The sequence below is a fragment of the Sphingomonas carotinifaciens genome, from assembly GCF_009789535.1.
Taxonomy (GTDB): Bacteria; Pseudomonadota; Alphaproteobacteria; order Sphingomonadales; family Sphingomonadaceae; genus Sphingomonas; species Sphingomonas carotinifaciens.
Genome location: NZ_WSUT01000005.1, coordinates 2137876 through 2150519 on the forward strand (window position 1 = coordinate 2137876; position 12644 = coordinate 2150519).

Genomic DNA, 12644 nt, shown 5'->3' on the forward strand with positions numbered 1-12644 from the left:
GAGGGATTTGTTTTGGTGGGTGGGCGGGTGAGGGGTAGCCAAGCAGCGCAGCACTGTTGGTCTACCCCTCACCCTTCCCTCTCCCCGGAGGGGAGAGGGAATTTGGGTCAGGCGTCTTGTTTTGCCAGCCATTCCTCCAGCCACTTGATCGTGTACTGGCCGTCCTGGAACTCGGGATCGTCGAGCAGCGCCTGGTGGAGCGGGATGGTGGTCTTCATCCCCTCGATCACGAACTCTTCCAGCGCGCGGCGCAGGCGGCGGAGCGCGCCGTTGCGGGTGGCGCCGTAGACGATCAGCTTGGCGACCATGCTGTCGTAATAAGGCGGCACCCTGTAGCCCTGGTAGAGGCCGCTATCGACGCGGACGTGCATGCCGCCCGGTGCGTGATAGACCTTCACCGTGCCGGGCGACGGCGCGAAGGTGCGCGGATCCTCGGCATTGATGCGGCATTCGATCGCGTGACCGCGGAATTCCACGTCCTGCTGCTCGAAGGTCAGCGGGCGGCCCTCGGCGATCTGGATCTGCTCGCGCACCAGATCGAGGCCGGTGATCATCTCGGTAACGGGATGTTCGACCTGAAGCCGGGTGTTCATCTCGATGAAATAGAACTCGCCGTCTTCCCACAGGAATTCGATCGTGCCGGCGCCGCGATAGCCCATATCTGCCATCGCCCTGGCGACGACGCCGCCCATCCGCTCGCGCTCCTCGGCGGTGATGATCGGCGAGGGCGCTTCCTCCAGCACCTTCTGGTGCCGGCGCTGGAGCGAGCAGTCGCGCTCGCCCAGGTGGATCGCCTTGCCGTTGCCGTCGCCGAAGACCTGGAATTCGATATGCCGGGGGTTGCCCAGATATTTTTCCATGTAGACGGTGGCGTCGCCGAACGCGGCCTTCGCCTCCGAGCCGGCCTGCTGCATCAGCGTTTCGAGCTGGTCCTCGGACGGCACGACCTTCATGCCGCGACCGCCGCCGCCCGATGCCGCCTTGATGAGCACGGGATAGCCGATCTCGGCAGCGAGCGCCTTGGCCTCCTCGACATCGGTGATCGCGCCGTCGGAACCGGGGACGAGCGGAAGGCCGAGCGCGCCGGCGGTGCGCTTGGCCTCCACCTTGTCGCCCATGATGCGGATATGTTCGGGCTTGGGGCCGACGAAGATGAGGTTATGCGCCTCCACGATTTCGGCGAACTTGGCGTTTTCCGACAGGAAGCCATAGCCGGGGTGGATTGCGTCCGCGCCGGAGATTTCAGCCGCGGAGATGATGTTGGGGATGTTGAGGTAGCTGTCGCCGGCGGCCGGCGGGCCGATGCAGATCGCCTCGTCCGCCAGGCGCACGTGCATCGCATCGGCATCCGCGGTGGAATGCACCGCCACCGTCTTGATGCCCATTTCATGGCAGGCGCGGTGGATGCGCAGCGCGATCTCGCCGCGATTGGCGATCAGGAGCTTCTTGATCGAGCGCACGAGGCTTACTCGACGACGATCAGCGGCTGGTCGAATTCGACCGGCTGGCCGTTCTCGACCAGCACGGCGGTGACGGTGCCGGCCTGGGGCGCGGTGATCGGGTTCATCACCTTCATCGCTTCCACGATCAGCAGCGTGTCGCCGGCGGCGACCTTCTGCCCGATGCTGGCGAACGGCTTGGCGCCCGGTTCGGCCGAAAGGTAGCAGGTGCCGACCATCGGCGAGCGGACCGCGTTCGCGCTGGTCGCAGGCGCCGAGGCGCCGATCTCGGCGGCGACGGGCGCGGCCGGTGCCGGTTGCACCGCGAGCGGCGCGGGCGCCGGCGCGTAATGCGCATGGGCGGCGGCGATGGGAGCGGCCTTGCGCGCGACGCGGATCTTGCGATCGCCATGCTCGACCTCGATCTCGGTCAGGGCGGTGGCATCGAGAAGTTCGGCGAGCTGGCGGACAAGGTCGACATCGACCTTCATGGCCTGTTCAGTCTGTTCGGTCATGGCGGCGGCTCCTGTCAGAAGCGGGCGGCGGCTTCAAGCGCCAGCAGGTAGGAAAGCGCGCCGAAACCGGCGATTGTGCCTTTTGCGGCACGCCCGACAAAGCTGTGGTGACGAAATTCCTCCCGCGCATGCGGGTTGGAGAGGTGGACCTCGATCACCGGAGTCGTGACCGACTTGATCGCATCGTGGATCGCGACCGAGGTGTGAGTGAAGCCGCCGGCGTTCAAAAGCACGGCGCGCGCCTGGTGTGCCTGCGCCTCGTGCAGCCAGTCGACCAGATGCCCCTCATGGTTCGACTGGCGCAGGTCGATCTCCAGCCCCAGTTCGCGGGCGCGGTCCTCCAGCATGCCGGCAATGTCGTCCAGCGTGTCGCGGCCATAGATTTCGGGCTCGCGCAGGCCGAGCAGGTTGAGGTTGGGGCCGTTGAGGACATAGACGATGTCGGCCAAGGGCGGGTCCTTCACGTTGCCTGATTGCTGATCCGCTACCTATATGGGGATGAACGCGCCGCCAAGGCCGGCCCCAAGATTGGAACCATGATGCCCCATACCGACGGAACCGTGACCATCAGCGTGAATGGCGAGCACAAGCGTGTGGCGGCGGGGCTCAGCCTCGCCGATCTGGCGAGCGAGCTGGGGCTGGTGCCGGAAAAGGTGGCGGTGGAGCGGAACATGGAGGTGGTGCCGCGCTCGACGCTGAAGGACGTCTGCGTCGAGGATGGCGACGATATCGAGATCGTGCATTTCGTCGGCGGTGGCGATCACGTGGCACCCGTGACCGAGGACAGCTGGAGCGTGGCGGGACGCACCTTCCGCTCGCGGCTGATCGTCGGCACCGGCAAGTACAAGGATTTCGCGCAGAACGCCGCGGCCGTCGAGGCGAGCGGGGCGGAGATCGTGACGGTGGCGGTGCGCCGGGTGAACGTGTCCGACCGCAATGCGCCGATGCTGACCGACTATATCGATCCCAGGCGGATCACCTATCTGCCCAACACCGCGGGCTGCTTCACCGCCGAGGACGCGATCCGCACGCTGCGGCTGGCACGCGAGGCGGGGGGCTGGGACCTCGTCAAGCTGGAGGTGCTGGGCGAGGCCAAGACGCTGTATCCGGATATGGTGGAGACGATCCGCGCGACCGAGATCCTGGCCAAGGAGGGATTCCAGCCGATGGTCTACTGCGTCGACGATCCGATCGCGGCGAAGCGGCTGGAGGATGCGGGGGCGGTGGCGATCATGCCGCTGGGGGCGCCGATCGGGTCGGGGCTGGGGATACAGAACCGGGTGACGATCCGGCTGATCGTGGAAGGGGCGAACGTTCCGGTGCTGGTCGATGCGGGCGTGGGGACCGCGTCGGATGCGGCGGTGGCGATGGAGCTGGGGTGTGACGGCGTGCTGATGAACACGGCGATCGCCGAGGCGAAGGACCCGATCATGATGGCATCCGCGATGCGGGCGGCGGTGGAGGCGGGGCGCCTGTCGTACCGCGCGGGACGGATGGGCCAGCGCCGCTATGCCGACCCGTCGAGCCCGCTGGCCGGCCTGATCTGAATCAGGCCACCACGGAACCGTATCGGGGTCGATCCGTTTTCCTGTCACGAATTTTGCGGCACCATGTCGGTGTCGCCGCATAATGGAGGCAGGAATGGGCGAGCTGACCGACAAGATCAAGGGCAACATCAACGAAGCCGTCGGCAAGGTGAAGGAAGCGATCGGCGACCACCAGAACAACCCGGAACTGAAGGCCGAGGGCCAGGGCCAGCAGGTCGAAGGCAAGGGCGAGCAGTTCAAGGGCAAGGTTAAGGGTGCGCTGGGCGACGACATCTAAGCCCCGACTGTGGAACAGTTGACGGAGCGGCCGTCCCGGATATGCCGGGGCGGCCGTTTTGTCGTGCGCGGGGTTCTTACGTGCGGGGATGGCGGGGGGCGGCGACGATGCGATCGGTTGGTCAGGATGATGTTAAGCATTTCGCCGCTAACGGTGGCGCGATGGAAATGTCGCACACCTTCGACCGGGTCGGCGCCTGTGTCGCCTGTCGATCCGGCGACGCGCCCGATTTCGCGCTGTCGATGGCCTTTCAACCAATCGTGGACATGCGCACGGAGCGGACCTGGGCCTATGAGGCGCTGGTTCGGGGGCGTGACGGCGCGGGGGCGGCCGAGGTGCTGGGGCGCGTTACCGACGCGAACCGCTATGCTTTCGACCAGCAATGCCGGGTGGCCGCGATCGAATGCGCCGTGGCGGCGGGCCTGCTGGCGGATGGCGCAAAGCTGTCGATCAACTTCCTGCCCAATGCGGTCTATTCGCCCAAGGCGTGCATCCAGCTGACCCTGAAGACGGCCGCGGCGAACCACCTGCCGATCGACCGGTTGATGTTCGAATTCACCGAAACCGAGCGCATGGCCGATGCCGCGCATGTGCAAAACATCATCGACACCTATCAGGCGATGGGCTTCGTGACCGCGCTCGACGATTTCGGTGCCGGCCATGCCGGACTCGGCCTGCTCGCTCGCTTTCGGCCCGATTTCATCAAGCTGGACATGGAGTTGCTGCGCGGCATCGACAGCAGCGCGCCGCGCCGGATGATCGTGGAGGCGATGGTGGGGCTGTGCACGAGACTGGGCGTGACGATGATCGCCGAGGGGATCGAGACGCGCGGCGAACTGGATGCGGTCCGCTCGCTGGGGATCGACCTGGTGCAGGGTTATCTGCTGGCAAGGCCCGCGTTCGAGGCGCTGCCGGGCGTCACCCTGCCGGTCGCCGCCTGATCGCGGCCAGCGTGGCGGCGGGGGTGATCGCCTCCACATCCGTCCGGAAATGGAGGAGGCGGACGCCGCGTTGCCCCTGTGCACGCGCCAGCGCGGGGGCGAAATCCTCCGTCCGCTCCACGGTTTCCGCCCAGCAGCCATAGGCGCGCGCGAGGGCGGCGAAATCGGGATTGGCGAGGCGGGTGGCGGCGACGCGGCCGGGATATTCCCGCTCCTGATGCATGCGGATCGTGCCATAGGCGCCGTTGTCGACGATGATGACCAGCATCTGCGCATCATGCTGGACCGCGGTGGCGAGTTCCTGTCCGTTCATCAGGAAGCAGCCATCGCCGGCGAGTGCGACCACCATGCGATTCGGGCGGCGCAGCGCGGCGGCGACCGCGGCGGGGACGCCATAGCCCATCGCGCCGGCGGTCGGCGCAAGCTGCGATCCGGGGCCGGCATAGGGCCAGTAGCGATGCCACCAGCCCGAATAATTGCCGGCGCCGTTGCAGATGATCGTGTCGGCGGGAAGCGCCTCGCGCATCGCGGCAACGCAGGGGCCGAGGTCCATGGCGACGCCCTCACGCGGGGCCGGGGTGGACCAGCGTTGCCATTCGGCATGAGCCTGTGCGGCGGCAGGGGAGGGTTCGATCGGGGGTTCGGCCGCGGCGAGTGCGTCGGCAAACTCCCACATGCCCGCACAGACCGCGATGTCGGCGCGGTAGGCGCTGTTCAGTTCGGCGGGATCGGGATGGACGTGGATCAGCGTCTGGCCGGGATGGTCGGGGTTGACGAGGGTATAGCCATCGGTGGTCGCCTCCCCCAGCCGGGGGCCGACGACCAGTAGCAGATCGGCGGCGCGGACACGCTCCACCAGCCGGGGATTGGGCCCGTAGCCGAGATTGCCGGCCCAGACCGGTGCCGCGTTGTCGATCGCGTCCTGACGGCGAAAGGCGGCAGCGACGGGCAGGCCCCAGTTGCGGGCGAACCCGGCAAAGGCGGCACTGGCCGCACTGTTCCAACCGGCGCCGCCGACGATCGCGAGCGGGTTGCGGGCGGCGCGCAGCTGCTCCAGCACCGGTGCGACGGATGGGGGAAACTGGTCGCAGCGTTCGACGCGGGGCCGATCCGTCGCGTCGACCATATCGCACAGCATATCCTCGGGCAGGGCGAGAACCACCGGGCCGGGGCGCCCGTTCATCGCGGTGGCATAGGCTCTGGCGACATATTCGGGAATGCGGCGGGCATCGTCGATCCGTGCCGCCCATTTGGCGATGGGCGCGAACATCGCCTGGAAGTCGATTTCCTGAAACGCCTCGCGGTCGCGGGTGCCGCGATCGACATCGCCGATGAACAGGATCATCGGCTGCGAATCCTGCCGCGCGACATGGACGCCGATCGACGCGTTGGTGGCGCCGGGACCACGCGTGACGAAGGCGATGCCGGGGCGGCCGGTGAGCGTGCCGTCCGCACAGGCCATGAAGGTCACGCCACCCTCCTGCCGGCAGGTGACGAGATCGATTGCGGGCGTATCGTGCAGCGCGTCCAGCACCGCGAGGAAGCTTTCGCCCGGCACCGTAAAGATGCGGTCGCATCCTTGCGCCAGAAGCGAGTCGACGAGGATGCGGCCACCGGTACGCTTGGTCATGACCGATAGCCTAGCGCGGCAGCCGGGCCGCTGCCAAGCGATGGGTTGACCGGGATCAGGCCCGCCGCCTAACGCGGGCACAAACGAGAGGGACCAGCATGCGCAAACTCTATCCCGATGCGGCCGCAGCGCTAGACGGATTGCTGTTCGACGGCATGACGATCTGCGCGGGCGGGTTCGGCCTGTGCGGTATTCCGGAACGGCTGATCGACGCGATCCAGGCGGCGGGCACCACCGGGTTGACCATCGCCAGCAACAATGCCGGCATCGATGGCGAGGGGCTGGGCAAGCTGCTCCGTACCCGTCAGGTCAAGAAGATGATCTCCAGCTATGTCGGTGAGAACAAGGAGTTCGAGCGGCAATATCTGAGCGGCGAGCTGGAGGTGGAATTCTGTCCGCAAGGCACGCTTGCCGAGCGGTGCCGGGCGGGGGGCGCGGGCATTCCGGGCTTCTACACCAAGACGGGCGTCGGCACGCTGGTGGCCGAGGGCAAGGAGGTGAAGAGCTTCGACGGGGAGGATTACATCCTGGAGCGCGGCATCCGCGCCGACCTGTCGATCATCAAGGGATGGAAGGCGGACGAGGCGGGCAACCTGATCTTTCGCAAGACCGCGCGCAACTTCAACCAGCCGATGGCGACCGCGGGCAAGGTCTGCGTCGCCGAGGTGGAGGAAGTGGTGCCGGTGGGCACGCTGGACCCCGATCAGGTGCACCTGCCGGGCATCTATGTAAAGCGGATGATCGTCGGCAGCCCGTACGACAAGAAGATCGAGTTCCGCACCGTGCGCGAGCGGCCGGCGGCGTGACAGGCAAGGCGCGGATCGCGATCGGCGCCGCTGCGGCAGTGCTGCTCGCCGGCTGTGCGTCGCGGCGCGCCGAGCCGGTGGTGGCGCTGCCCAAGCCGGGACAGACCTATCAGGTCGACGGGCAGACGCTGACGATCACCGGGATGACCGCGCTGCCCTCGCCGGGCGGTGCTGCAGTGGCGGCTCCGGTGGCGCCGGCGGGCGCGCCGGCACAGTTCCAGTATCTCTACGGGTCCGGCGAGGGTGCCGCGATCAGCGTGCAGGCGTGGAACGATCTGGTCCGCTATGCGCGCGATACGGTGAAGGCACGGCCGGCGGACAGCGTGGTGCTGGCGCCGGGCGCGACGCTATCCGATCCGCGCTATGTGGCCTGCGGGGCCAAGCCCTATGCCGCCGTGTTCGACGTGGACGAGACGGTGCTGCTGAACCTGGGCTTCGAATATGACGCGGTCGGCGGGCGTGCCTTCGACCAGAAGCGCTGGGATGCGTGGGAGCGGACGGGGGTGACCCAGGTGGCGGCGGTGCCGGGCGCGAAGATGGGGCTGGACGCACTGCGCGCAATGGGCGTGACGGTGGTGTTCAACACCAACCGCGCGGTGGGCAATGCCGCACAGACCAAAGCGGCGATCGAGGGCGTGGGGCTGGGCCCGGCGCGACACGGCGAAACGCTGTTCCTGGCGGGCGACGATGCCGGCGGGTCGAAGAAGGACGGACGGCGCGCAACCATTGCCCGGCGCTACTGCGTAATCGCCATGGGTGGCGACCAGTTGACCGACTTTTCCGACCTGTTCAACGCCGGGCTGACCCCGGGGCAGCGCCGGGCCGCCGTGATGGCCGCGCCGATCGCCGGTCGCTGGGGCGCGGGGTGGTTCGTGCTGCCCAACCCCGTCTACGGATCGGCGCTGAAGGGCGGCGTCGACGACATCTTTCCGCCAGCGGTTCGCTGGACACCCGCAGGGGAGCAATGACATGGCATGGGATCGCAACCAGATGGCCGCGCGCGCGGCCAGGGAACTCCGCGACGGCTTCTACGTCAATCTGGGCATCGGCATTCCGACCCTGGTCGCCAACCATATCCCCGACGGGGTCGAGGTGACGTTGCAGTCCGAAAACGGCATGCTGGGCATCGGCCCGTTTCCCTATGACGACGCGGTCGACCCCGACCTGATCAACGCCGGCAAGCAGACGATCAGCGAGCTGCCGCAAAGCGCCTATTTCGGGTCCGAGCAGAGCTTTGCGATGATCCGCGGCGGGCATATCGACCTGACCGTGCTGGGCGCGATGGAGGTCGCGGAAAATGGCGACATCGCCAACTGGATGATCCCGGGCAAGATGATCAAGGGGATGGGCGGCGCCATGGACCTGGTGGCGGGCGTCAAGAAGATCATCGTGGTGATGGAGCATAACGCCAAGGACGGCAGCGCGAAGTTCATCCCCGCCTGCACCCTGCCGCTGACCGGGCGCAACGTGGTGGACATGATCGTCACCGATCTGGCGGTATTCCAGCGCCCCGATCACGACAGCGCGTTCCGCCTGATCGAGCTGGCGCCGGGCGTGACGCAGGAGGAAGTCGCGGCGAAGACCACCGCGGCCTATGAGGTGGCGATCGCGGCCTGAGCGGAATCAGGGGACGCGCAACATGGGCGGTGATTTCCGCAACATACTTGCGCCGCCCCTTGGTTCGGCGCGCGATTTGCGTTAACGGGCGGCCATCATGGCCACCTATCCGCAGACCCTGTACGAAAAGATCTGGGCGTCGCATGTCGTGGAACGGCGCGACGACGGCACCTGCCTGCTCTATATCGACCGTCACCTCGTCCATGAGGTGACGAGCCCGCAGGCGTTCGAGGGGCTGCGTGCCGCCGGGCGCCGGGTGCGGCGGCCCGAACTGACGCTGGCGGTGCCGGACCACAACCTGCCGACGACGCCGCGCACCGATGCCGCCGGGCGCCTGCTGCCGATCGCGGACCCGGAAAGTGCGCAGCAACTGGATGCGCTGCGCCGGAACACCGCCGAATTCGGCATCGACTATATCGATGCGACCGCCGCCGAGCAGGGCATCGTCCATGTCGTCGGGCCCGAACTGGGCTTCACCCTGCCGGGTACGACACTGGTGTGCGGGGACAGCCATACCTCCGCGCATGGGGCGCTGGGCGCGCTCGCCTTCGGGATCGGCACGTCGGAGGTGGAGCATGTGCTCGCCACGCAGACGCTGCTGCTGTCCCCGTCGAAGACCATGGAAGTGCGCGTCGAGGGCACGCTGGGCTTCGGCGTGTCGGCCAAGGACGTGATCCTGGCGATCATCGGGCGGATCGGGGCGGCGGGCGGCACCGGCCATGTCATCGAATTCACCGGCAGCGTGATCCGCAGCCTGTCGGTCGAGGGGCGGCTGACGATCGCCAACATGTCGATCGAGGGGGGCGCGCGCGCCGGCCTGATCGCGCCGGACGAGACGACCTTTGCCTATCTCAAGGGGCGGCCGATGGCGCCCAAGGGCGCGGACTGGGACCGTGCGGTCGACTGGTGGCGCACGCTGCCGAGCGATGCGGGCGCGCGCTATGACCGCAGCGTGGTGCTGGACGCGACCGATATCGCCCCGGCGCTGACCTGGGGGACGAGCCCGGAGGATGTGGTGCCGATCACCGGGGTCGTGCCCGATCCCGACAGCTTTGCCGATCCGTCCAAACAGGCGGCGGCGCGCAAGTCGCTGGAATATATGGGGCTGACACCCGGCACGGCGATGCAGGATATCGGCGTGCAGCATGTCTTTATCGGCAGTTGCACCAACAGCCGGATCGAGGATCTGCGCGCCGCCGCCTCGGTGGCGAACGGGCGGCACGTGGCGGACGGGGTGCGGGCGCTGGTGGTGCCCGGCTCGGGGCTGGTCAAGCGACAGGCGGAGGCCGAGGGGCTGGACCGCATCTTCGTGCAGGCCGGGTTCGAATGGCGCGAGCCGGGCTGTTCGATGTGCCTGGCGATGAATCCGGACAAGGTGCCGCCGGGCGAGCGCTGTGCCTCCACCTCCAACCGCAATTTTGTCGGTCGGCAGGGTCCCGGTGCGCGCACGCATCTGGTATCGCCCGCGATGGCCGCCGCCGCGGCCGTCACCGGACGCCTTGCCGACGTCCGTGAATTGATGGGAGAAGTGTGATGAAGCGCGTTCTTGTTCTGCTGGTCGCCGGTGCCGTGGCCAGCGGCGTGGCCGCCTATACCGCCGGCGTGGCACGACCCTCGGCGAGCGTCGCCGCGAAGCGCTGAGCCATGGAACCGGTCACTGCCGTGTCGGGCACCGCCTATCCCTGGGGTGCCAAGAACATCGACACCGACGTCATCATCCCGGCACACTGGCTGAAGACGATCACCCGCGCGGGCCTGGGCCGCGGCGCGTTCGAGACGGTGCGCGCGCAGCCGGGCAACATCTTCGACGATCCGCGCTATGCCGGTGCGCCGATCCTGATCGCCGGCGACAATTTCGGGTGCGGGTCGAGCCGCGAACATGCCGCCTGGGCATTGGCGGACATGGGCGTGCGGGCGGTGATCGCACCGTCCTTCTCGGACATCTTCTCGGGCAACGCGTTCAAGAACGGCATCGTGCCCGTCGTCCTGCCGCAGGCGGCGATCGACCGGCTGGTCGAGGTGGCACGCGAGCAGCCGATCACCGTCGACCTGGAATCGATGACGGTGACCACGCCGTTCCAGGATCGCTTTCCCTTCGAACTGGATGCGTTCCGGCGCCGGTGCCTGATGGAAGGACTGGACGAGATCGGGCTGACGCTGGCACAGGATGAAGCCATTGGCCGGTTCGAAGGGACGATGGACGACCATCGCCCATGGATCGCCGGGAGGAGTGGCTATGCTGGCGTTGCTGTCGCGGAGTATCGGCGGACCTGACACGCTGGAGCTGGCGGACCTGCCCGACCCGGTGGCCGGGCGCGGCCAGGTGGTGGTGCGTATCCATGCCTGCGCGATCAACTATCCGGATGTCCTGATCATCGAGGACAGGTACCAGATCAAGCCGCCGCGCCCCTTCGCGCCGGGCGGCGAGATTTCCGGTGTGATCGAGTCGGTCGGCGAGGGCGTCGAGGGCTGGACGGTCGGCGACCGGGTGCTGGCGGTGACCGGGTTCGGCGGCCTGGCGGAGCGGGTGGTGGTGGATGCGCCGCGGCTGTTCGCGCTGCCGGCGGAGCGCGATTTCGCCGAGGGCGCGGCGTTGCTGCTGACCTATGCCACCGTCATCCATGCGCTGGTCGATCGCGGACGACTGCGCGAGGGGCAGACGCTGCTGGTGCTGGGTGCGGCCGGTGGCGTCGGGCTGGCGGCGATCGAACTGGGCAAGGCACTTGGGGCGCGGGTGATCGCCGCGGTATCTTCGGAGGAAAAGGCCCGGGTGGCCCGGTCGGCGGGCGCGGACGACACGCTGGTCTATGGCCGGGCGCCGTTTGACAAGGACCAGTCACGCGCACTCGCCGATGCGTTCAAGGCGGCGACGGGCGGACACGGCGCGGATGTGATCCTGGACCCGGTCGGCGGCGATTATGCCGAGCCGGCGTTGCGTGCCATCGCCTGGGAAGGGCGCTATCTGGTGGTCGGCTTCCCGGCGGGTATTCCGCGCCTGCCGCTGAACCTGACGCTGCTGAAAAGCTGTGACGTGTGCGGCGTGTTCTGGGGCGCGTTCGCGGCGCGCGATCCGGAGGCCAACCGGTCGCATGTGGCGACGTTGATGGCTTTATGGGCGGAAGGTAGAATCGCGCCGCGGGTGACCGAGCGGTTCGCGCTGGAGGATGGCGGGCGGGCGATCGCCCGGTTGGCGGCGCGTGGCGCGACGGGAAAGCTGGTCGTCGAACTGGCCTGACGCGGCCGCAAGTGGCTCAGGCGACGGCAAGCACCAGGGCGACGATCGCGGCCCATAATGCCAGCGAGATCAGCGCCCCGAAGGCAAAGCCCACCATGACCGGCGGCGAGTGGTTGAGCGCGGGCGCGGGGCCGAAATGGCGGGTCATGGTCTCTCTCCTTTGGTGTCGTTATGGACATCCCGTATCTAACATACCGGTGAAATGGACCTTGGTTCCACCCTTCGTCGCATCGCCCGCGCCCGCGCATGGCAGGCGTTGCGTCCGGCCCCTGTGCCCCCTATCTCGCCGGTAGAGTGAAAAGGGGACCGCCGCATGACCATGTTCGACGACCGTGAGCGCGCCGAGGAGGCGAAGTTCGCGCGGGATCAGGAAATGCTGTTCCGCATTACCGCCCGCCGCAATCGCTTGGTCGCGCAATGGGCGGCGAAGCAGATGCAACTGACCCCGGCGGAAACCGACGCCTATGCCAAGGCGGTCGTGCAGGCCGATTTCGAGGAAGCCGGCGACGAGGACGTGATCCGCAAGCTGGTCGGCGACCTGACCGCGGCGGGGGTGGAAGCCGACGAGCCCACCGTGCGCCGGGCCCTTGAGGAACAGGCGGTGGAAGCCCGCCGCCAATTGATGGAAAGCCGCTGA

15 protein-coding genes are annotated in these 12644 nt (G+C 67.7%); 10 read left to right on the forward strand and 5 right to left on the reverse strand.

Translation table 11 applies throughout. From position 1 onward, the window contains the following. Window positions 1-107 precede the first annotated feature (107 nt). The 3 genes from accC to aroQ are packed head-to-tail and all read right to left on the reverse strand — an operon-like array spanning window position 108 to window position 2403. Complete coding sequence (gene accC, locus GQR91_RS12165) at window positions 108-1460, reverse strand: acetyl-CoA carboxylase biotin carboxylase subunit (RefSeq protein ID WP_149681564.1); 1353 nt, start codon at window positions 1458-1460, stop codon at window positions 108-110. 5 nt (window positions 1461-1465) lie between these two features. Further along, window positions 1466-1954 carry an acetyl-CoA carboxylase biotin carboxyl carrier protein gene (gene accB, locus GQR91_RS12170; protein ID WP_112382360.1) on the reverse strand — a complete coding sequence of 163 codons (489 nt, stop codon included), beginning with the start codon at window positions 1952-1954 and terminating at the stop codon, window positions 1466-1468. 14 nt (window positions 1955-1968) lie between these two features. Then, the gene (gene aroQ, locus GQR91_RS12175) at window positions 1969-2403 is read right to left on the reverse strand and encodes a type II 3-dehydroquinate dehydratase (RefSeq protein ID WP_149681563.1); all 435 of its coding nucleotides are present in this window, start codon (window positions 2401-2403) and stop codon (window positions 1969-1971) included. A gap of 90 nt (window positions 2404-2493) precedes the next feature. Between aroQ and thiS the strand changes: the two genes are divergently transcribed. The 3 genes from thiS (at window position 2494) to GQR91_RS12190 (ending at window position 4719) form a co-directional block, all read left to right on the forward strand. After that, complete coding sequence (gene thiS / locus GQR91_RS12180) at window positions 2494-3501, forward strand: sulfur carrier protein ThiS (RefSeq protein ID WP_170295647.1); 1008 nt, start codon at window positions 2494-2496, stop codon at window positions 3499-3501. 94 nt (window positions 3502-3595) lie between these two features. Then, entirely contained in the window at window positions 3596-3778 is a 183-nt protein-coding gene (locus GQR91_RS12185; protein WP_112382359.1) for a CsbD family protein, read from the forward strand. 161 nt (window positions 3779-3939) lie between these two features. Then, window positions 3940-4719: an EAL domain-containing protein gene (locus GQR91_RS12190; RefSeq protein WP_446444258.1), complete on the forward strand. Its 780-nt coding sequence runs from the start codon at window positions 3940-3942 to the stop codon at window positions 4717-4719. Here GQR91_RS12190 and GQR91_RS12195 read toward each other — a convergent pair. Then, complete coding sequence (locus GQR91_RS12195) at window positions 4697-6349, reverse strand: thiamine pyrophosphate-binding protein (RefSeq protein WP_149681561.1); 1653 nt, start codon at window positions 6347-6349, stop codon at window positions 4697-4699. The two genes, GQR91_RS12190 and GQR91_RS12195, sit on opposite strands and share 23 nt — an antisense overlap. A gap of 98 nt (window positions 6350-6447) precedes the next feature. Between GQR91_RS12195 and GQR91_RS12200 the strand changes: the two genes are divergently transcribed. The 6 genes from GQR91_RS12200 (at window position 6448) to GQR91_RS12225 (ending at window position 12007) form a co-directional block, all read left to right on the forward strand. Continuing rightward, window positions 6448-7155: a CoA transferase subunit A gene (locus tag GQR91_RS12200; RefSeq protein ID WP_149681560.1), complete on the forward strand. Its 708-nt coding sequence runs from the start codon at window positions 6448-6450 to the stop codon at window positions 7153-7155. Between the two features lie 143 nt (window positions 7156-7298). Beyond that, on the forward strand, window positions 7299-8123 hold the full coding sequence (locus GQR91_RS12205; RefSeq protein WP_149681969.1) for an HAD family acid phosphatase: 825 nt from the start codon (window positions 7299-7301) through the stop codon (window positions 8121-8123). A gap of 1 nt (window position 8124) precedes the next feature. Continuing rightward, entirely contained in the window at window positions 8125-8772 is a 648-nt protein-coding gene (locus tag GQR91_RS12210) for a 3-oxoacid CoA-transferase subunit B (RefSeq protein WP_149681559.1), read from the forward strand. 97 nt (window positions 8773-8869) lie between these two features. After that, complete coding sequence (leuC, locus tag GQR91_RS12215) at window positions 8870-10306, forward strand: 3-isopropylmalate dehydratase large subunit (RefSeq protein ID WP_149681558.1); 1437 nt, start codon at window positions 8870-8872, stop codon at window positions 10304-10306. Window positions 10307-10416: 110 nt separating this feature from the next. Continuing rightward, window positions 10417-11046, forward strand: coding sequence for a 3-isopropylmalate dehydratase small subunit (leuD, locus tag GQR91_RS12220; protein ID WP_112382354.1), 630 nt, complete (start codon window positions 10417-10419; stop codon window positions 11044-11046). Continuing rightward, entirely contained in the window at window positions 11009-12007 is a 999-nt protein-coding gene (locus GQR91_RS12225; protein WP_174236596.1) for an NADPH:quinone oxidoreductase family protein, read from the forward strand. The genes leuD and GQR91_RS12225 overlap by 38 nt, the downstream gene beginning before the upstream one ends. Before the next feature lie 16 nt (window positions 12008-12023). Here GQR91_RS12225 and GQR91_RS19790 read toward each other — a convergent pair whose 3' ends face one another. Then, window positions 12024-12155 (reverse strand): hypothetical protein, encoded by a 132-nt coding sequence (locus GQR91_RS19790; protein WP_260173122.1) that lies wholly within the window; start codon window positions 12153-12155, stop codon window positions 12024-12026. A gap of 165 nt (window positions 12156-12320) precedes the next feature. Here GQR91_RS19790 and GQR91_RS12230 point away from each other — a divergent pair, with 165 nt between their 5' ends. Then, entirely contained in the window at window positions 12321-12644 is a 324-nt protein-coding gene (locus GQR91_RS12230; protein ID WP_112382353.1) for a DUF1476 domain-containing protein, read from the forward strand.

Excerpts from the sequence above, each read along its gene's own strand:
- accB (WP_112382360.1), bottom strand. The coding sequence starts at position 1,954 with ATGACCGAACAGACTGAACAGGCCATGAAGGTCGATGTCGACCTTGTC.
- thiS (WP_170295647.1), top strand. The coding sequence starts at position 2,494 with ATGCCCCATACCGACGGAACCGTGACCATCAGCGTGAATGGCGAGCAC.
- GQR91_RS12185 (WP_112382359.1), top strand. The coding sequence starts at position 3,596 with ATGGGCGAGCTGACCGACAAGATCAAGGGCAACATCAACGAAGCCGTC.
- GQR91_RS12190 (WP_446444258.1), top strand. The coding sequence starts at position 3,940 with ATGGAAATGTCGCACACCTTCGACCGGGTCGGCGCCTGTGTCGCCTGT.
- GQR91_RS12195 (WP_149681561.1), bottom strand. The coding sequence starts at position 6,349 with ATGACCAAGCGTACCGGTGGCCGCATCCTCGTCGACTCGCTTCTGGCG.
- GQR91_RS12200 (WP_149681560.1), top strand. The coding sequence starts at position 6,448 with ATGCGCAAACTCTATCCCGATGCGGCCGCAGCGCTAGACGGATTGCTG.
- GQR91_RS12205 (WP_149681969.1), top strand. The coding sequence starts at position 7,299 with ATGACCGCGCTGCCCTCGCCGGGCGGTGCTGCAGTGGCGGCTCCGGTG.
- GQR91_RS12210 (WP_149681559.1), top strand. The coding sequence starts at position 8,125 with ATGGCATGGGATCGCAACCAGATGGCCGCGCGCGCGGCCAGGGAACTC.
- leuC (WP_149681558.1), top strand. The coding sequence starts at position 8,870 with ATGGCCACCTATCCGCAGACCCTGTACGAAAAGATCTGGGCGTCGCAT.
- leuD (WP_112382354.1), top strand. The coding sequence starts at position 10,417 with ATGGAACCGGTCACTGCCGTGTCGGGCACCGCCTATCCCTGGGGTGCC.
- GQR91_RS12225 (WP_174236596.1), top strand. The coding sequence starts at position 11,009 with ATGCTGGCGTTGCTGTCGCGGAGTATCGGCGGACCTGACACGCTGGAG.
- GQR91_RS19790 (WP_260173122.1), bottom strand. The coding sequence starts at position 12,155 with ATGACCCGCCATTTCGGCCCCGCGCCCGCGCTCAACCACTCGCCGCCG.
- GQR91_RS12230 (WP_112382353.1), top strand. The coding sequence starts at position 12,321 with ATGACCATGTTCGACGACCGTGAGCGCGCCGAGGAGGCGAAGTTCGCG.